Source organism: Flavobacterium sp., assembly GCF_046155325.1.
Classification (GTDB): Bacteria; Bacteroidota; Bacteroidia; order Flavobacteriales; family Flavobacteriaceae; genus Flavobacterium.
Genome location: NZ_JBJXDQ010000152.1, coordinates 1 through 17,459, shown reverse-complemented (window position 1 = coordinate 17,459; position 17,459 = coordinate 1). Strand labels below are relative to the sequence as shown.

Sequence of the window (17,459 nt, the reverse complement as noted above, 5' to 3'; positions counted from 1 at the left end):
GAAATAAATTCCTTCGCCGCATCGCCAGCATTATCGGTTTTCATAAAATTTTCGCCAATCAAGAATCCTTTATATCCGTAAGGTTTTAGTTCGTTGATAGCTTCAATAGATGAAATGCCACTTTCTGATATTTTTACAAAATCATTCGGGATTTTGCCGGCTAATTCTTTACTGAAATCCAGGCTTACTTCAAAGGTTTTTAGATTTCTGTTGTTCACACCAATCATATCTAATGTTGGCACAATTGATTTTTCTAGCTCTTCGAGATTGTGAACTTCCAACAAAACTTCTAATCCTAAACTTTTGGCAAATTCCGACAAAGATTTTATTTCTTCTCGGGTTAAAACTGCAGCAATAAGCAAAATTAAATCGGCTCCGTAGGCTTTGGCTTCCAATATTTGGTATTCGTCCACAATAAATTCTTTTCGCAAAAGCGGGATATTTACACTGGCTCTGGCTAAAAGTAAATCGTCTAGCGATCCGCCAAAATATTTCTGGTCTGTTAATACCGATATGCCACAAGCGCCAGCATCTGCATACCCTTTGACTACTTCTTCTACTGTGAAACCATAATTAATTTCTGATTTTGATGGCGAACGGCGTTTGTGTTCGGCAATGATTCCAGAAGTACTATTTTTTAAATTTGCACTTAAAGAAATTGTTTTTTTTTCAAAGAAAATCGAAGCTTCTAATTGTGAAACAGGAATGATTGATTTTTTGAGAATGACTTCTCTGCGTTTGTCAACTATGATTCTATCGAGTATGTTCATTATTATTTGTTTAAAGTTTTCTTTGTTTAAGGTTTAAAGTTGAGCCACATTCCAACAACTTTAAAGCTTAAACTTTAAACTATTTCTATTTACTTAATTCTTGTAATTTATTCAAAGCTGCCAATCCTTTTTGGGAGAGCAAACTTTCTTTTGCTATCTCAAATCCCTCAAGTGGTGAACAACCATTTACCGTTGTAATTGCCATGGCCGCATTGGCACAAACTACATTGTTTTGAGCTTTGGTTCCTTTTCCTGATAAAATAGTCATGAACATTGTTGCCGATTCTTCGATGGTTTTTCCGCCTTCAATTTCGATTTGTGATAAAAGGTCAACTCCAAAATCACTAGGGTTTAAAATGCCTTCTTGACTTTTTGAAATAAACTTGGTTGGACATGTCAAAGATATTTCATCATACCCATCTAAGGAATGTAAAATGGTAAAATTCCTATCTGTGTTTTGATATAAATAGCCATACATTCTAGCCAATTCCAGATTAAATACGCCCACTAATTGATTTTTAGGAAAGGACGGATTCACCATTGGACCTAACATATTGAAAAATGTTTTTACTCCTAATTCTTTTCGAATAGGTGCGACATTTTTCATAGCGGGATGAAATAAAGGAGCATGAAGGATACAAATTCCCGCTTGGTCAATGCATTTCTCTAAGAAAGAATTATCATTACTAAATTTTACTCCCAGTTTCTCCATTACATTGCTCGAACCGGATATAGACGAAACACCATAATTGCCGTGTTTTGCCACTTTAATTCCTGCACCAGCGGTTACAAAAGCCGCTAATGTCGAAATGTTAAAAGTGTCTTTTCCATCCCCGCCTGTTCCGCACAAATCGATAGTATTATAGTTCGATAAATCTACCCGAATACATAAATCCAGCAAAGCTTCACGAAAACCAGCTAATTCATCAATTGTTATGCTTCGCATCATATAAACCGTCAAAAACGATGCAATTTGACTTGGATTATAGCTTCCGTTGGAGATATTTACCAATATGTTTTTGGCCTCTTCTTTCGAAAGGATTTCGTGATTGATAAGTCTGTTTAATATATCTTTCATAATTTTTACCGCAAATGCACTTAGGCACAAATTTATTTAATCACTCGTTATTGAATATTGAAAACTAATTTTTCAACCAATTTTCCAAAATCTTTTTTCCATTAGGTGTCAATACACTTTCAGGATGAAATTGAACACCTTTTACATCAAATGTTTTGTGTCGTAAAGACATCACTTGACCATTTTCGTCAAAAGATGTAGCTTCTAAAACATCAGGTAAATTTGCATCTACTACCCATGAGTGATATCTTCCTACCTCAAATTCGTTTCCTAATCCTTCAAATAAAAGTTCATCATCAACTGCGGTTTTTACCATTGTTGCCACGCCGTGATACACTTTGTCTAAGTTTGAAAGGGTGCCTCCAAATACTTCGCCTATGGCTTGTTGTCCTAAACAAACACCAAGAATGCTTTTAGTTGGAGCATATTTTGCAATGACCGCTTTTAACAATCCAGCTTCATTAGGTATTCCAGGACCTGGAGAAAGTAATATTTTGTCAAAATGAGCAATTTCATCAATGTCAAATTCATCGTTTCTGTAAACGGTAACTTCACATTCTAAATCTTCGAGATAATGCACTAAATTATATGTGAAACTATCGTAATTGTCTATAACTAATATTTTTTTCATTTTATTTTTCATTTAAACTTTTAGGTTTTGGCTGTTGCGACTCAACACTAAAAACTGAACACTGATTACTTTTATTAAATTGTTTCCGCTAATTCTAGCGCTTTATTCAACGCCAATAATTTATTATAGACCTCTTGCATTTCGCTTTCTTCGTTTGAACCTGCAACAATACCTGCGCCTGCTTGAGAATGCAATTGGTGGTTTTTACTTAAGAAAGTTCGAATCATAATAGCATGATTAAAGTTGCCTTCAAAGTCCATAAAACCGATGGCACCTCCATAGAAATTACGGTTTGTTTTTTCATATTCTTCAATGAGTTGCATGGCTCTATGTTTAGGAGCGCCACTCAAGGTTCCGGCTGGAAAAGTGTCGGCAACTACTTGCATTGTGGTTGCTTTCTCGTGTAAAACACCGGTCACTTTTGAAACTAGATGAATTACATGCGAGAAAAATTGTATTTCTCTATACCGTTCCACCTTTACATTATGACCATTTCGGCTTAAATCATTACGAGCCAAATCTACAAGCATAACATGTTCACTATTTTCTTTTTTATCTTCGGATAATTTTTTGGCCAGAACTGCGTCTTTTTCGTCATCGCCAGTGCGTCTGAAGGTTCCTGCAATGGGATGAATTTCGGCTTTACGGTTTTTGACAATGATCTGGGCTTCAGGAGAAGATCCAAATATTTTGAAATCACCATAGTCAAAAAAGAACAGATAAGGCGAAGGGTTGATACTTCTTAATGCTCGATATACATTAAATTCATCCCCTTTAAATCCTTGCGTAAATCGTCTGGACAAGACAAGTTGAAAAACATCACCTCGATAGCAATGTTTTTTTGCTAAAGCTACATTGTGTTTGAATTCTTCATCGGTTAAATTTGAATAGCCTTCCCCGTCTTTTGAAAATTTGTACGAAGCTATATTGCGAGATTGTATTAGTTGTTCAATTTCAGCGATATTGTTTTTCCCGTCTACAGAATGACAAAAAATATAAGCTTCGTTTTTGAAATGATTTATAGCAATAATATTTTGATAAACCGCATAATACACATCTGGAATAGTAGTGTTATTTTCCTTTTTGGCAATGTTTACTTTTTCAAAATAGCGAACAGCATCATAGGATATATAGCCAAAAAGACCATTGTTTATGAATTTAAAATTGGTTTTATCTGAAGAAAATTGGCCTGAAAAATCTTGTATTGTTTGTGGAATATCTGTTTTAGAGTCTATTGGTGTATTTTCAAAACTTCCGTCGGGAAAATTTTTATAAATCGTTTCGTTTTCAATTTTTATAGAAGCTATAGGGTTACAGCAGATATACGAAAAACTGTTATCGTTTCCGTGATAATCGCTACTTTCAAGTAATAAACTATTTGGGAATTTATCTCGTATTTTAAAATAAATGCTAACAGGAGTAATCGTGTCGGCAAGAATTTGCTTGTAATTGGTTTGTAATTTATAATTCTTCATATTATTAATTTCTATTTTGTTTCTACTCCCTCCCCTCTGCCTGTCGGCAGACGGGTTTAGGGAGTCCCGATAGCTATCGGGAGGGGTGGGGCTAAAAAAAAAGGCTTGTCGTGATGACAAGCCTTATCTATTTATAGTTTTATACTACGGTAGCTTTGTTCACGACGATTGACGTAAAATGTTCCACCACCAAGTATTTTTTAAAATTATTTTCATAGGACAAATATATAAATCAAAATTGATTATCCAAATAGTTTAAATAAAAAAACACTTTTTTTATTTTCTTAAAACAACAAACCCCAAAAATATCTTCTTGGGGTTTGTTAGTTTTACTTTTGGTATTGAATTAAAAATTTAGAGCAATATTCAATTCGAACTCATCCGAAATAGCTTTGTCACCTAGGCTATCAAAAAAAGATTTAGAACCATATTTTATATCATACAAAGTTCTGTTTACATTAAATGTGGTTGTTGCTGTTTTTTCTTTTGTAGCAAGATCAAAAATGATAGGTTTAGTAATTCCTTTGATAGTTAAATCTGCTGTTATTGTATAAAGGCTTGTTGAAACAGCTTTAATTTTTTTAAACACTAAAGAAGCAGTTGGGAATTTTTCTGTTCCAAAAAAGTCATCCGCTTTCAAGTGACCGTCTAATTTATCTTTGTACTCTCCAGTTAAGTCAGTTGCGGTTAAAGAGGTCATGTCTACTGTAAAACTTCCTGAACTTAATTTGTTTTTTTTGAAAGTCAAAGAACCATCTGTAAAGTTTACTGTTCCGTTATGTTTACCAGTTACTTTTTTTCCTATCCATTCTATTTTACTTTTTGTAACATCAATTTTTTTGATCTGAGCGGTTACGGATACTGTACTTATAAGTACTACTAAGGCTAATGCTATTGATTTTAAATTTTTCATGCTGTTTAAATTTGATTGTTTATAAATAATTAAAGTGTAATAAATAATTCGTCGTTTGATTTTCTAACTTTTTTAAGATGCTGTGTGGCATCTTCTTCGCTTCGGTAACCTATGGTTGCTACTAAACTGGCGTTTAATCCCAACTGTGTAAGTCCTAATATTTCATTGTATTGTTCTGGAACAAAACCTTCCATAGGCGTAACATCAATTTTAAGTTCAGCAGCAGCATTTAATAAATTTGCAAGTGCTAAATAGGTTTGTTTTGCTGTCCAAACAGGAATTACTTCTGCTGGAACATTAGCCAAAAACCCTTTGATGTAATCGCCATAAGGAGTTACATTTTCTAGTGCCAAACCTCTTGTATCGGCAATATTTTGAAGATAGCCATCGATATAATCGTTGCTAACATCGGTTTTGCAAGCAAAAACTATTAAATGTGAAGCGTCAATAATTTGAGATTGTCCCCAGGATGCTGGTTTTAATTGCGCTCTTAATTCGGGATTTTCAACAATAATAACTTGATAAGGTTGTAGTCCGAAAGAAGAAGAACTCAAGCGAATGGCTTCTTTTAAGGTGTTTAAATCTTCGGGTGAAATTTTCTTGGACGAATCGAATTTCTTTGTTGCGTAACGCCAGTTTTGATTTTCTAAAAAAGTGCTCATAATATTGTTGTTTGTTGGGTTCTGTATTTTTCTAATAATTGATTTAATAATTCTAATTCTTGCTGATTTAAATTTTTCGAAAAGTAATTTTCATGTTCAATAATTTTGGGATCTAATTCTTGCAAAATATCAAGTCCTTTTGGTGTAATCTTAACTTCAATTTTTCTGCGATTTTCAGGGCAAACTTCTCGGGTTACAAATTCCTTCAATAGCAATTTGTCTACTAGTCTTGTTGTGTTGCTGGTTTTGGCTAGCATTCGTTCTTGAAGTAAACACATGTTTGCGGGATTCCCTTTTTGACCTCTTAAAATTCGTAAAACATTATATTGTTCAGAAGATAAATCATAAGGCTTTACTATTTCATTGAACCTATCATAAATTACATTTTGTGTATAGATAATGTTTAGAATAACTTTTTTCGAATTATCCATTAAAACGCTTGATTTTATAACTTCTTCAATTTTCATAAAGCAAAACATATTGTTTGTAGGTACAAATGTAGTGTATTTTATATTTGTACATACAAATGTTATGTTATCGTTTTGTTAAAAAATTATAACTGCTTTTTTTTTAATGGATTTCGGTCTCAAAATGGTAATTAGAAAAGATATTTTTACCCTTACTATTTTTCAAAATAAGGCTGTTATTAAAGATATAATTAAAATACAAATTCACAGTTAAGTTGAGTTAATGCTATTTTGTTAGTGTAATAAATAGATATAACAGTGATTTGTTGCGATTTATTTGACAAATTCGCAATTCGTTGAATTTATGTGTATTCGAAAACGTTTTCTTAGAATAATTACGGAATTAACAATTGTGTTAGGTAAATTTTGATTTAAATCTCGTAATTTTACAATAAAATAATAATAATATGAATTTGACACAAGAAGAATGGGTTTCTCAATTTGAAGCTGATACGAACCCTGTAATACTTGATGTAAGAACAGAAGACGAATGCAATCAAGGAATTATAGAAAATGCAATAAATATTGATATTCACAAAGGGACAGAATTTATGGCGGCAATTGAAGCTTTAGACAAAACCAAAAATTATTATGTCTATTGTCGTTCAGGGGTTAGAAGTGCAAAAGCCTGTCAAATAATGAACGAATTAGGAATAGAAAACGCCTATAATTTACTTGGAGGAATTATAGAATGGAATGGTGACATAGTTTAGTATAAAAACACATAAAGGTACTTCAGTCCCTTTTTTAATTTAAACAGAAATAAACATAAAAATAATGAATACAATACCACAAGAATTTCAAATTACATCTTTGTTACATCAAGATAATTTTCTGCTTGATGGAGAATTAAAAAAATGGACAGGTGCAACAACTCCAGTATATTCGACTATTTCTTCTACCGAAAATTATCAAGCTACTTTATTAGGTTCTATTCCATCGATGACCGAAGTTGATGCAATGAATGCTTTAGATTCTGCTGACGCGGCTTTTCATAACGGTCAAGGTCTATGGCCTACAATGAAGGTAGCGGATCGTATTAAGTGTATGGAAAAATTTGTAACTCAAATGAAAGAAACTCGTGCTGAGGTTGTCAAACTTTTGATGTGGGAAATTGGAAAAACGCTAGGAGATTCTGAAAAAGAATTTGATAGAACCGTAGAATATATCTATGATACTATTGATAGTTACAAAGAATTAAACAGCCGTAGCGCACATTTTTCAAAAGTGCAAGGAATAAACGCCATGGTTCGTCGTGGACCTTTAGGAGTAGTGCTATGTTTAGGGCCTTACAATTACCCTTTGAACGAAACATTTTCTTTACTAATTCCTGCGTTAATTATGGGTAATCCTGTAATTTTTAAACCTGCAAAACACGGTGTATTGTTGATATCTCCTTTGTTAGAAGCTTTTAGAAGTAGTTTTCCAAAAGGGGTTATAAATATATTGTATGGTCGTGGTCGAGAAGTGGCTTCTCCGATTATGAAATCAGGGCGAGTAGCTATTTTAGCTTTGATCGGGAATAGTAAATCGGCTATCGCTTTGCAAGATTTACATCCAAATAAAAACAGATTGCGTTTGGTTTTAGGTTTAGAGGCAAAAAATCCAGCAATTATTTTACCCGATGCTAATTTAGATTTGGCTATTGCAGAATGTGTAGCGGGATCTTTGTCGTTTAATGGACAAAGATGTACTGCCTTAAAAGTGTTGTATGTTCACGAATCTATTGCAGATGAGTTTAACAAACGTTTTGCTGCCAAAGTAGATGCGCTAGTTTACGGAAATCCTTGGGATAAATCAGCCTTTCTTACGCCTTTACCAGAAAAAGATAAACCTGCTTATATTCAAGAATTAATAGATGATGCTACTAGTCTTGGCGCCAAAGTCATTAATGAAAAAGGGGGAAAACAATTGGATAATTACATATTTCCTGCTATTTTATATCCTATAAATAAACAAATGCGTATTTACCATGAAGAGCAATTCGGACCAGTAGTTCCAATTATTTCTTTCAAAAATATTCAAGAACCTTTAGATGATATGGCAGAATCAAATTATGGACAGCAAGTTAGTTTGTTTGGTCAAAATGTAAAAACCATCGCACCACTTATCGATAATTTGGTGAATTTGGTGTGTAGAGTGAATTTAAATAGTTCTTGTCAAAGAGGACCAGATGTTTTTCCGTTTACAGGTAGAAAAGATTCCGCTGTTGGAACCTTGAGTATTCATGATGCTTTGCGCTCTTTCTCTATAAGAACCTTCGTAGCTTCTAAAGATAATGAATACAACAATAATATTTTGCAGGAATTGTTAAACAGCAAAGAATCTAATTTTATTAATACTGATTATATTTTGTAATCTTGATTTTTATAGAATAACTTAGTTTTTTTGTAAATAGAATAATCAAAAAAAGAGGATTTACCTATTCAGGTTTTCCTCTTTTTTCTTTTAATAATCTTTCCGAAAAAAAACATGTTATGTTTTTTATTGCAAATGAATATAATTACGTATATTTGTATTAAGTATTTTTACGTAGTTTTTTATAAAAAATGATACAAGTCGAAGAAGCATTATCGATTATTGCAACCCAAAGTTGCCGAATGCCAATCAAAAAAATACAAGTGGCTCATGCGCTTGATTTTATTTTGGCAGAAGCAATTTATGCGCCTATAGATATGCCCCCTTTTAGGCAATCTGCTATGGATGGTTATGCTTTTTCGCATTCTGAATTACATGATTATAAAGTAGTAAGTACCTCTCAAGCAGGAGATTTTTCTAATAAAAAGACTGCAAAAAATGAGGCAATTCGAATTTTTACGGGTGCCTTTGTACCTGATCGTTTAGACACAGTGGTTATGCAAGAGCATACTTTGAGAAATGATGATTTTCTTCAAATTACTAAAATGCCTTCTTTTTGTGCAAATGTTAGAAACAAAGGGGAGCAAGTTCAAAAAGGGGCCCTTGTTTTGGAAAAGAATACTCGAATAACACCTGCTGCTATTGGTTTTTTGGCCTGTTTAGGAATAACAAAGATATCCGTTTTTGCTAAACCAAAAGTAGCCATTGTGATCACTGGAAACGAATTAGTGTCTCCCGGAAAAAAATTACCCAAAGGGAAAATTTTCGAAAGTAATTCGGTTATGCTTGAAGCTGCTATGCAAACTATTGGGATTAGTAAAATTAAAAAACTCACAGTTAATGATAGTTTAAAGAACACTAAAAAAGTGTTGAAAGAATGCCTTTCTAATTTTGATATTATTTTAGTTTCGGGAGGAATTTCGGTTGGTGATTATGATTTTGTCAAAGAAGCTCTTTTAGCCAATGGTGTTGAAGAATTGTTTTATACAATCAATCAAAAGCCAGGGAAACCTTTGTTTTTTGGAAAAAAAGAACAAACCATCGTTTTTGCTTTACCTGGAAATCCAGCATCTTCTTTGACGAGTTTTTATGTTTATGTTTATCCTGCTTTAAAAATAAGCATGGGTTTTGAAGCAATTCATTTGCCAAAAATTAAACGAAAAATAACCAGTTCGTTTGAAAATAATTCAGGTAAATCACTGTTTTTAAAAGGGTTTTATGATGATAATTCCGTTACCGTTTTAGAAAGTCAAAGTTCAGCGATGTTAAATAGCTTTGCTATGGCAAATGGTTTAATTTATTTGTCTTTTGATGCAGTAAGTGTCGAAAAAAACCAAGAAGTTGTAGTTATACCTATACTTTAAAGCATTAAAAATGGAGATAGTAAACACAAATTTTTTAATTCTTTTCTGCATTTTGATGGCGGTTGTTGCTTTTTTGTATTCTAGTGTGGGTCATGGTGGCGCTTCTGGATATTTGGCGTTAATGAGTCTTTTTTCATTTCCTATTTCGGTAATGAAACCCTCTGCTTTATTGCTTAATCTATTTGTCTCAGCGATATCTTTTATCTTCTATTTTAGTAGAAAAGAGTTCTTTAAACCAAAGCTTTTTTATCCCTTTGCTATTACTTCGGTTCCAGCTGCATTTTTAGGAGGTATGATGCCTTTAGAAAACAGTACCTATAAAATTTTATTAGGCATTGTATTAATTTTAGCAGCATTGCGATTACTAGGTTTTTTCATTAATAAAGAAAATGAAATCAAGCCAATAAATAACGTTTTGGCGATGGCAATTGGTTTCGCAATAGGGCTTTTGTCAGGCATGTTAGGTATTGGTGGTGGAGTTATATTAAGTCCAGTTTTATTATTATTGGGCTGGGCAACGATAAAAGAGACTGCAGCTATTTCTAGTTTGTTTATCTTTGTCAATTCAATTGCGGGACTTTCAGGCTATTTTATTGGAGACAAAACATTTCCTTCAGATAGTTTATATTTAGTGCCAATAGCAGTTTTTGGAGGATTTTTAGGTTCATATTATGGCAGTGGTTATTTCTCTAATAAAGTTTTGAAATATGTTTTAGCTTCGGTAATTTTGATTGCTAGTTTCAAGCTAATTATTTGATAATTAATAGTATGCAAATATCAATTTTGTGTGGTGGGAAAAGTAGCCGAATGCAATCGGAGAAAGGATTAGTTTTATATCAAAACAAGGCTTTTATCGAACATATTATTGATGCAGTTTTGCCAATTTCTGAAAACATTCAGTTGGTCACCAACTCAATTGAATACGATTATTTAGGGTTTAAAATTGTAAAAGATATTGTGTTAGAAAAAGGACCTTTGGGCGGAATATATTCGGCACTAGTTCATTCAGATTTTGATGATAATTTGATTTTAAGTTGTGATATTCCACTAATTTCTTCACAAATGATTCAGCTGTTAGTGGATACACATACAGAAAATGTTGATATTTCGGTTTTTGGAAATCACGAAAGAATTCATCCATTAATTGGAATGTATTCTAGAAATTTAATTTCAGTTTTAAAAGAAGCCATAGATTTAAATTCATTAAAAATGATGGATTTTATTTCAAAAAATAAGCATCAATTGATTCCAATTGAAGAAAAAAATATAAAGTTGTTTAAAAATATTAATTCAGTAGCCGATTTAAAAGCAATTGAATTAATTTAAGTTATACTAAAATGATAAATACAAAAAAACCAAAACTAACTATAGTTGGCGCAGGACCAGGAGATATTGAGTTGATTACTTTGAAAGCAATAAAAGCACTCGAAAATGCTGATGTAGTTTTGTATGATGCTTTGGTGAACGAAGAGTTATTAGCCTATGCGACAAATGCCGAAATAGTTTTTGTAGGCAAACGTTTTGGCTGCCATGCCTATACTCAAGATCAAATAAACGAACTTATTGTGTCTATGGCAAAACAATTTGGTCATGTGGTTCGCTTAAAAGGAGGGGATCCTTTTATTTTTGGTAGAGGAAGCGAAGAAATAGAATTTGTTAAAAAATATGGTATCGAAACCGCAATAGTTCCCGGAATATCATCGGCTTTGGGTGTTCCTGCAGCCAATGGCATTAGCTTAACCCAACGCGGTGTATCCGAAAGTTTTTGGGTAATTACCGGAACAACATCGGAACATAAATTATCCAAAGATGTTACGCTAGCGGCGCAGTCGACTGCTACAGTTGTAATTTTGATGGGAATGAATAAATTAGAAGAAATCATTTCGATTTATCAAACCAATGGAAAAGAGGATTTGCCTATTACGATTATTCAAAATGGAACAAAATCCAACCAGAAAAAAGTGATAGGAACGATCAGTACCATTCAAGAATTGGTTCGAGAATACCAATTGGCTTCGCCAGCCATTATTGTTATTGGCGAAGTGGTCAAAAATAATTTCCAATGGGATTCCTATTTAAAAAACGAGAATGACGATTTTATTTTTCAAAATTTAAATATTGTTGCATGATAACCGTTAAGTATTTTGGTGCTATCGCAGAGCAAACAAAAAGCAATGAAGAGGAACTTTCTTTTTCGAATAGGCTTTTGAGTGATTTGTTAGCTGCATTGAAACAAAAACACCAATTGACTGATTTGACATTTACAGTAGCTGTGAATCAAAAAATAGTTCAAAATTCTGCTGAATATAGCTTAAAAAGTAACGATATCGTTGCCCTATTGCCTCCTTTTGCAGGAGGTTAAGTATCCTAAACCCCCATCGGCGGGGTAATTCTTAAATAATACATTTATGGAAACAACACGATACAACCGACAAATAATTCTTCCAGAAGTGGGAACAGAGGGACAAGCAAAGTTACTTCAGGCGAAAGTTTTACTTGCCGGCGCTGGCGGATTAGGAGCAACTGTTTTGCCGTATCTTGTTGCGGCTGGTGTTGGAGAAATCGGACTCATTGATGATGATATTGTAGCCATAAGTAATTTACAACGCCAAGTGATTTACAAAACCAGTTCGGTGGGTGAAACTAAAGTTATCGAAGCCCAAAAAATGGCATTAGCACTCAATCCTGACATTAAAATAAATATCTATAACGAAAAATTAACCTCAAAAAATGCAATTTCATTATTTGAAAATTATGATATTGTTGTAGATGCTACCGATAATTTAAGCACAAAATATCTAATAAATGATGCCTCAATAGTCACTAAAACTCCTTTTGTATACGGCTCAGTATTTAAATTTGAAGGACAGGTTTCAGTTTTTAATTATCAAAACGGACCTAGTTATCGTTGTCTTTTTCCTAACAAATCACAAGAAACTAAAAACTGTAATGAATCAGGGGTTTTAGGTACTTCGGTTGGTTTAATAGGTATGTTACAAGCCAATGAAGTATTGAAAATGATTTTAGGAATAGGGGAGGTGTTGTCGGGAGAATTATTAGTCTATAATTTGTTGACCAATGACCAACAGAAGTATTCCTTTTCTAAATCAGATGTTAAAGTTATGAGTGTTTTAGATTTTGAAGAGAAATATAACAATTTTATAGAAGAAATTTCAGCTTTTGAGGCTTTAGAACTTGCTAATAGTCCCGAAGTTTTTTTTCTAGATGTTCGCAATTTTGATGAAACTCCCCAAATAAATCTCCCTAATAGCATACAAATTCCTTTAGATTATCTTGAAAAAGAGCTGTCTCAGTTGGATAGTAATCTAGCCCTAATTGTTTTTTGTCAATCGGGTATCCGAAGCAAGAAAGCAGTGGAGCTATTAAGGAAATATGATTTTAAGAATGTCAAAAGTATTATTGGCGGTGCGATTGCCATTGAAAAAATAAATAAGGAAACGGTTGCTGTTTTCTAAAAATATAAAAAATGAGTAAGAAAACAGTTTTTATACAAGGGCCAATAAGTGCAGAATTTATTGGAAATTCAATTGCTAAACACCAATCAAAAACCACTATTGGTGCGCATAACATTTTTTTGGGTCAAGTAAGAGCTGATGCAATCGAAGGCAATTTCGTTTCGGCAATCGATTATACTGCTTATGAAGAAATGGCAAATGAAAAACTAGATGAAATTAGAGAAAGAGCATTTGCCCAGTTCGATCTCATTTGTATGCACATTTATCACAGTCTAGGAGTGGTCAAAGCAGGAGAAATCTGTTTGTTTGTCTTTGTTTCTGCCACTAGAAGAAAACAGGTTTATGCCGCTACCGAAGCGATTGTGAATTGGGTTAAAACGGAAGTGCCTATTTTTGGAAAAGAGCTTTTCGAAAACGAGACTTTTACATGGAAAAAAAATAATTAAATGTAAATTGCAAAGATTAAAATATGCAATTTTCTTATTTTAAACCACATAGAATCATAGTCTGTGTTTGTAAATAAAGATTTGAATAGAAAATATACTATTTTTCAACATAGCAGCTTATCTGAAAAAGTGAAACTTCTATGTAGACTTTAAATGACAAAATCTATGATTCTATGTGGTAAAAAATAAATTTTTAGGATAATACAAAAAGGGTTTTTTTAAACCACATAGAATCATAGTTTGTGTTTTTAAATAAAGATTAGAATAGAAAATATACTATTTTAAACATAGTTACTTATCTGAAAAAGTGAAACTTCTATGTAAACTGTCAAAAATATAACCTATGAATCTATGTGGTTAAAGAAATAAAATAAAATGATAATAGAAAAGTTACTTATTTAAACCACATAGAATCATAGTCTGTGTTTGTAAATAAAGATTAGAATAGAAAACATACTATTTTTCAACATAGTTACTTATCTGAAAAAGTGAAACTTCTATGTAAACTGTTAAATATAAAAACCTATGACTCTATGTGGTTAAATAAATAAAATACTATGGTAACACAAAAGTTACCTGTTTTAAACCACATAGAATCATAGTCTGTGTTTGTAAATAAAGATTTGAATAGAAAATATACTATTTTTCAACATAGCAGTTTATCTGAAAAAGTGCAACTTCTATTTCGAAGTGTGCTTAAAGAAATAAAATAAAATGATAACACAAAAATATTTAGATGAGTTAACTTACGATGTTATTGGTGCTGCCATAGAAGTGCATAAAATAATGGGTAGAGGTTTGTTAGAAAATGTATATCATCAATGCTTGAAAGAAGAATTATCTTATAGAAATATAAATTTTTCTACTGAAATGAGAATTCCAGTTATTTACAAGAATAAAGAACTTGAAATTGATTTTAAATGTGATTTATTTATTGAAAAATGCCTTGTTGTTGAATTAAAAGCTGTTCTGAAATTAATGTTATACACGAAGCACAACTTCTTACGTATATGAAACTTTTAAAAGCTCCAAAAGGAATTTTAATTAATTTTAATTGTTACAATATTTTCAAAGAGGGACAAAAAACTTTTGTTAATGAATATTTTACAAATGCCTCTAAATTTTAGTCATTACAGACTAGAATACTCATAAAATTAGAAGACAACACTTTTACTTTGAATAAAAACACCTAAAGAATGGTTGACATCACACATAAAATAAACACACTGCGAACCGCAACGGCTATGGCTACCGTAAATGTTAGCCTTCAAGACACTATTGACGCCGTTGTAAATAATCTAGTTCCGAAAGGGAATGTGCTCGAAATGGCTAAAACAGCGGGATTATTTGCTGTTAAAAACACCCATTTAGCGATACCCGATTGCCATCCTATTCCTATTGAGTTTACTTCGGTGGAGTATGAAATCAAGGATTTGAGTATTGCTATTATTTTCACAGTAAAAACGGTTTATAAAACTGGGGTTGAGGTCGAAGCCATGCACGGTGCTTCGATTGTGGCACTCACGATGTATGATATGCTCAAACCTATTGATAAAAACATTGAGATTTCGAACATAAAACTAATCAGTAAGCATGGCGGAAAATCATCCTATAAAAACAGGTTTCCTGCGGGAATCAAAGCGGCGGTTTTTGTATGTTCCGATTCGATTTTTGCGGGAGATAAAGAAGATAAATCGGGTAAAATTATTGTCGAAAAACTAGCCCTTTCGGGAGTTGATACGACCCATTATGAAATTATTCCTGATGAAGTTTCGGTCATTCAAGAAAAAACCAAAGCTTTCGCTAAAGATAATCAGTTGGTTATTTTCACGGGAGGAACGGGGCTTTCGCCAAGAGATGTCACTCCCGAAGCATTAGAACCTTTGCTCGAAACTAGAATTCCAGGGATTGAAGAAGCCATTCGCAAATACGGTCAAGATCGTATGCCGTATGCCATGCTTTCGCGTTCTGTTGTGGGCACTTTAGGCAACGCTTTAGTGTTGGCTTTACCAGGTTCTGCCAATGGAGCCAAAGAATCTATGGATGCTATTTTTCCGCATGTATTGCATGTATTTCATATCCTAAAAGGAAATAATCATGATAGCCAATAAGACGGTTTTAACGGATGATTTTGGACGCAAACACAACTATTTGCGTATTTCTTTGATCGAGAAATGCAATTTGCGTTGTACCTATTGTATGCCCGCTGACGGCATTGCGTTGAGTCCAAAGGCGAGTTTGATGACCGCTGACGAAATTTTTGCTATTGCAAAAACCTTTGTCAATAATGGAGTCGATAAAATCCGACTTACAGGCGGAGAACCCTTATTAAGAAAAGACTTTCCCGAAATCATTGCTCAATTATCGAAATTGAATACCGAAATTTCGATTACTACAAACGGAATTCTCATTGATAAGCATATTGCTATTTTAAAGCAATACAACATCAAGAAAATCAACCTGAGTTTAGACACTTTGGTTCCTGAAAAATTTCAAACCATCACGTTGCGCAATCAGTTCGAAAAAGTACTTGATAACTTGCATTTGCTTTTGAATCAGGAATTTAAAATCAAAGTCAATGTCGTTTTGATTAAAGGTTTTAACGACAACGAAATTATCGATTTTATAAAACTGACTGAGTTTCTACCCATTTCGATTCGGTTTATCGAATTCATGCCTTTTGCAGGAAACGATTGGGACAGAAGTAAAATGGTAAGCCAACACGAAATTTTGCAGCAAGTCCAAAATCATTTTCCAGCCACCGAGTTAGAAACACTAGAAAACGAGAAGAATTTCACGGCTCGGGAGTATAAAATAAAAAACTATTTGGGCAGCTTTGGTATCATTAGCTCCATCACGAATCCCTTTTGTGATGGTTGCAATCGCATTCGATTGACTGCCAATGGTAAAATAAAAAATTGTTTGTTCTCTAACGCCGAAACCGATTTACTCACCGCCTACAGAAACGGCGAATCCCTAGAAAATTTGATTGCATTTGCCCTCCAAAACAAAAAGAAAATACGCGCCGGAATGGAAACTATCGATGCGGTAAACAATCCTGTTTTGAACCAAGACAATCGAAGTATGATTGCGATTGGGGGGTAAATCAACTTCAATAATAGTCGTATCTGAAGATTTGTAAGAATTATTTGTATATTAGTAAATAAATATCGGAGATTATTATGGCACAAAGCCACCCCTTTTTGGGTAGATTGTGGCCATTTTATGGCTGGTATATATGAGTTATGCACAAGCTTAAAAAAACTCGGAGTCCTAAAATAGTTTTATTGAAAATTTAAAATAACATATGGAAAATTTTATAACTGACATAATATTCGAAACTTCTAGGAATGTTTCAAATTTGCATATCCCCGATAGCGCGGATTTGCAATAATTATCTCGTATAGGATAGCGCGGATTTACAATCCGTGCCCATTAACGAGAGTATCGCAGAGGAACAATAAAAATTTGTAGTTTTGTTATTTTTAAAATAATATGTCAACAAAATATATAGCTACCACAACCGAAGAAGCCTTTTTATAACCATTACTACAGTTGGTTGGATAGATGTTTTACAAGATTGAATCAAAAAAATAACATAATTAGAGCATTACACTATTGTCAAGAAAACAAAGACTTATAAATTTATGCCTATTGCATAATGCACAGTCATTTACATTTGCTTTGTAAAGGAACAAATGGCTTTGTATTGTCAGATATAATAAGAGATTTTAAAAAATTTACATCAAAACAAATTGTAAAAACCATACTAGAAGAGCCAGAGAGCAGAAGAGAATGGATGCTAAGTTTTTTTCAAAA

The 17,459-nt window shown here is 33.0% G+C and carries 18 protein-coding genes and 2 pseudogenes; 13 read left to right on the top strand and 7 right to left on the bottom strand.

From position 1 onward, the window contains the following. From trpC to ACKVOD_RS10410, 7 genes are all read right to left on the bottom strand, one after another. Window positions 1-770: indole-3-glycerol phosphate synthase TrpC (gene trpC, locus ACKVOD_RS10440; RefSeq protein ID WP_409209410.1), on the bottom strand; the 770-nt coding region annotated here is incomplete at its 3' end. Between the two features lie 85 nt (window positions 771-855). Continuing rightward, the gene (gene trpD / locus ACKVOD_RS10435; protein ID WP_409209409.1) at window positions 856-1,848 is read right to left on the bottom strand and encodes an anthranilate phosphoribosyltransferase; all 993 of its coding nucleotides are present in this window, start codon (window positions 1,846-1,848) and stop codon (window positions 856-858) included. Between the two features lie 64 nt (window positions 1,849-1,912). After that, the gene (locus ACKVOD_RS10430; protein ID WP_409209408.1) at window positions 1,913-2,479 is read right to left on the bottom strand and encodes an anthranilate synthase component II; all 567 of its coding nucleotides are present in this window, start codon (window positions 2,477-2,479) and stop codon (window positions 1,913-1,915) included. Between the two features lie 74 nt (window positions 2,480-2,553). Further along, a complete protein-coding gene (locus tag ACKVOD_RS10425) occupies window positions 2,554-3,954 on the bottom strand; it encodes an anthranilate synthase component I family protein (protein WP_409209407.1) in 1,401 nt (466 codons plus the stop codon). A 346-nt stretch (window positions 3,955-4,300) separates the two neighbouring features. Further along, window positions 4,301-4,867 (bottom strand): YceI family protein, encoded by a 567-nt coding sequence (locus ACKVOD_RS10420; protein ID WP_409209406.1) that lies wholly within the window; start codon window positions 4,865-4,867, stop codon window positions 4,301-4,303. A gap of 29 nt (window positions 4,868-4,896) precedes the next feature. Continuing rightward, entirely contained in the window at window positions 4,897-5,529 is a 633-nt protein-coding gene (locus tag ACKVOD_RS10415) for an NAD(P)H-dependent oxidoreductase (RefSeq protein ID WP_409209405.1), read from the bottom strand. Further along, entirely contained in the window at window positions 5,526-5,996 is a 471-nt protein-coding gene (locus tag ACKVOD_RS10410; RefSeq protein ID WP_409209404.1) for a MarR family winged helix-turn-helix transcriptional regulator, read from the bottom strand. The genes ACKVOD_RS10415 and ACKVOD_RS10410 overlap by 4 nt, the downstream gene beginning before the upstream one ends. Before the next feature lie 407 nt (window positions 5,997-6,403). Between ACKVOD_RS10410 and ACKVOD_RS10405 the strand changes: the two genes are divergently transcribed. From ACKVOD_RS10405 to ACKVOD_RS10345, 13 genes and pseudogenes are all read left to right on the top strand, one after another. After that, on the top strand, window positions 6,404-6,709 hold the full coding sequence (locus ACKVOD_RS10405; RefSeq protein WP_409209403.1) for a rhodanese-like domain-containing protein: 306 nt from the start codon (window positions 6,404-6,406) through the stop codon (window positions 6,707-6,709). Between the two features lie 64 nt (window positions 6,710-6,773). Next, window positions 6,774-8,354 carry an NADP-dependent glyceraldehyde-3-phosphate dehydrogenase gene (locus ACKVOD_RS10400; protein ID WP_409209402.1) on the top strand — a complete coding sequence of 527 codons (1,581 nt, stop codon included), beginning with the start codon at window positions 6,774-6,776 and terminating at the stop codon, window positions 8,352-8,354. Window positions 8,355-8,545: 191 nt separating this feature from the next. Beyond that, window positions 8,546-9,718 (top strand): gephyrin-like molybdotransferase Glp, encoded by a 1,173-nt coding sequence (gene glp / locus ACKVOD_RS10395; protein WP_409209401.1) that lies wholly within the window; start codon window positions 8,546-8,548, stop codon window positions 9,716-9,718. 10 nt (window positions 9,719-9,728) lie between these two features. Further along, window positions 9,729-10,475, top strand: coding sequence for a sulfite exporter TauE/SafE family protein (locus ACKVOD_RS10390; RefSeq protein WP_409209400.1), 747 nt, complete (start codon window positions 9,729-9,731; stop codon window positions 10,473-10,475). Between the two features lie 11 nt (window positions 10,476-10,486). Continuing rightward, window positions 10,487-11,044 carry a molybdenum cofactor guanylyltransferase gene (locus tag ACKVOD_RS10385; RefSeq protein WP_409209399.1) on the top strand — a complete coding sequence of 186 codons (558 nt, stop codon included), beginning with the start codon at window positions 10,487-10,489 and terminating at the stop codon, window positions 11,042-11,044. A gap of 11 nt (window positions 11,045-11,055) precedes the next feature. Continuing rightward, a complete protein-coding gene (gene cobA, locus ACKVOD_RS10380; RefSeq protein WP_409209398.1) occupies window positions 11,056-11,847 on the top strand; it encodes a uroporphyrinogen-III C-methyltransferase in 792 nt (263 codons plus the stop codon). Next, complete coding sequence (locus ACKVOD_RS10375) at window positions 11,844-12,080, top strand: MoaD/ThiS family protein (RefSeq protein ID WP_409209397.1); 237 nt, start codon at window positions 11,844-11,846, stop codon at window positions 12,078-12,080. The genes cobA and ACKVOD_RS10375 overlap by 4 nt, the downstream gene beginning before the upstream one ends. Before the next feature lie 46 nt (window positions 12,081-12,126). Next, entirely contained in the window at window positions 12,127-13,194 is a 1,068-nt protein-coding gene (locus ACKVOD_RS10370) for a ThiF family adenylyltransferase (RefSeq protein WP_409209396.1), read from the top strand. An 11-nt stretch (window positions 13,195-13,205) separates the two neighbouring features. After that, entirely contained in the window at window positions 13,206-13,640 is a 435-nt protein-coding gene (locus ACKVOD_RS10365) for a molybdenum cofactor biosynthesis protein MoaE (protein ID WP_409209395.1), read from the top strand. A 714-nt stretch (window positions 13,641-14,354) separates the two neighbouring features. Then, window positions 14,355-14,767, top strand: a pseudogene (locus ACKVOD_RS10360) (GxxExxY protein). 69 nt (window positions 14,768-14,836) lie between these two features. After that, window positions 14,837-15,751 (top strand): bifunctional molybdenum cofactor biosynthesis protein MoaC/MoaB, encoded by a 915-nt coding sequence (gene moaCB / locus ACKVOD_RS10355; RefSeq protein WP_409209394.1) that lies wholly within the window; start codon window positions 14,837-14,839, stop codon window positions 15,749-15,751. Next, window positions 15,738-16,745 carry a GTP 3',8-cyclase MoaA gene (gene moaA, locus ACKVOD_RS10350; RefSeq protein ID WP_409209393.1) on the top strand — a complete coding sequence of 336 codons (1,008 nt, stop codon included), beginning with the start codon at window positions 15,738-15,740 and terminating at the stop codon, window positions 16,743-16,745. The genes moaCB and moaA overlap by 14 nt, the downstream gene beginning before the upstream one ends. Window positions 16,746-17,135: 390 nt before the next feature. Continuing rightward, window positions 17,136-17,459: pseudogene (locus tag ACKVOD_RS10345) on the top strand (transposase); the annotation flags it as partial.

Bases quoted from the DNA above. Each gene is read 5' to 3' on its own strand.
- ACKVOD_RS10405 (WP_409209403.1), top strand. From the start codon at position 6,404: ATGAATTTGACACAAGAAGAATGGGTTTCTCAATTTGAAGCTGATACG.
- glp (WP_409209401.1), top strand. From the start codon at position 8,546: ATGATACAAGTCGAAGAAGCATTATCGATTATTGCAACCCAAAGTTGC.
- ACKVOD_RS10425 (WP_409209407.1), bottom strand. From the start codon at position 3,954: ATGAAGAATTATAAATTACAAACCAATTACAAGCAAATTCTTGCCGAC.
- trpD (WP_409209409.1), bottom strand. From the start codon at position 1,848: ATGAAAGATATATTAAACAGACTTATCAATCACGAAATCCTTTCGAAA.
- ACKVOD_RS10410 (WP_409209404.1), bottom strand. From the start codon at position 5,996: ATGAAAATTGAAGAAGTTATAAAATCAAGCGTTTTAATGGATAATTCG.
- ACKVOD_RS10400 (WP_409209402.1), top strand. From the start codon at position 6,774: ATGAATACAATACCACAAGAATTTCAAATTACATCTTTGTTACATCAA.
- cobA (WP_409209398.1), top strand. From the start codon at position 11,056: ATGATAAATACAAAAAAACCAAAACTAACTATAGTTGGCGCAGGACCA.
- ACKVOD_RS10420 (WP_409209406.1), bottom strand. From the start codon at position 4,867: ATGAAAAATTTAAAATCAATAGCATTAGCCTTAGTAGTACTTATAAGT.
- ACKVOD_RS10390 (WP_409209400.1), top strand. From the start codon at position 9,729: ATGGAGATAGTAAACACAAATTTTTTAATTCTTTTCTGCATTTTGATG.
- ACKVOD_RS10385 (WP_409209399.1), top strand. From the start codon at position 10,487: ATGCAAATATCAATTTTGTGTGGTGGGAAAAGTAGCCGAATGCAATCG.
- ACKVOD_RS10365 (WP_409209395.1), top strand. From the start codon at position 13,206: ATGAGTAAGAAAACAGTTTTTATACAAGGGCCAATAAGTGCAGAATTT.
- ACKVOD_RS10430 (WP_409209408.1), bottom strand. From the start codon at position 2,479: ATGAAAAAAATATTAGTTATAGACAATTACGATAGTTTCACATATAAT.
- ACKVOD_RS10375 (WP_409209397.1), top strand. From the start codon at position 11,844: ATGATAACCGTTAAGTATTTTGGTGCTATCGCAGAGCAAACAAAAAGC.
- ACKVOD_RS10415 (WP_409209405.1), bottom strand. From the start codon at position 5,529: ATGAGCACTTTTTTAGAAAATCAAAACTGGCGTTACGCAACAAAGAAA.
- ACKVOD_RS10370 (WP_409209396.1), top strand. From the start codon at position 12,127: ATGGAAACAACACGATACAACCGACAAATAATTCTTCCAGAAGTGGGA.
- moaCB (WP_409209394.1), top strand. From the start codon at position 14,837: ATGGTTGACATCACACATAAAATAAACACACTGCGAACCGCAACGGCT.
- moaA (WP_409209393.1), top strand. From the start codon at position 15,738: ATGATAGCCAATAAGACGGTTTTAACGGATGATTTTGGACGCAAACAC.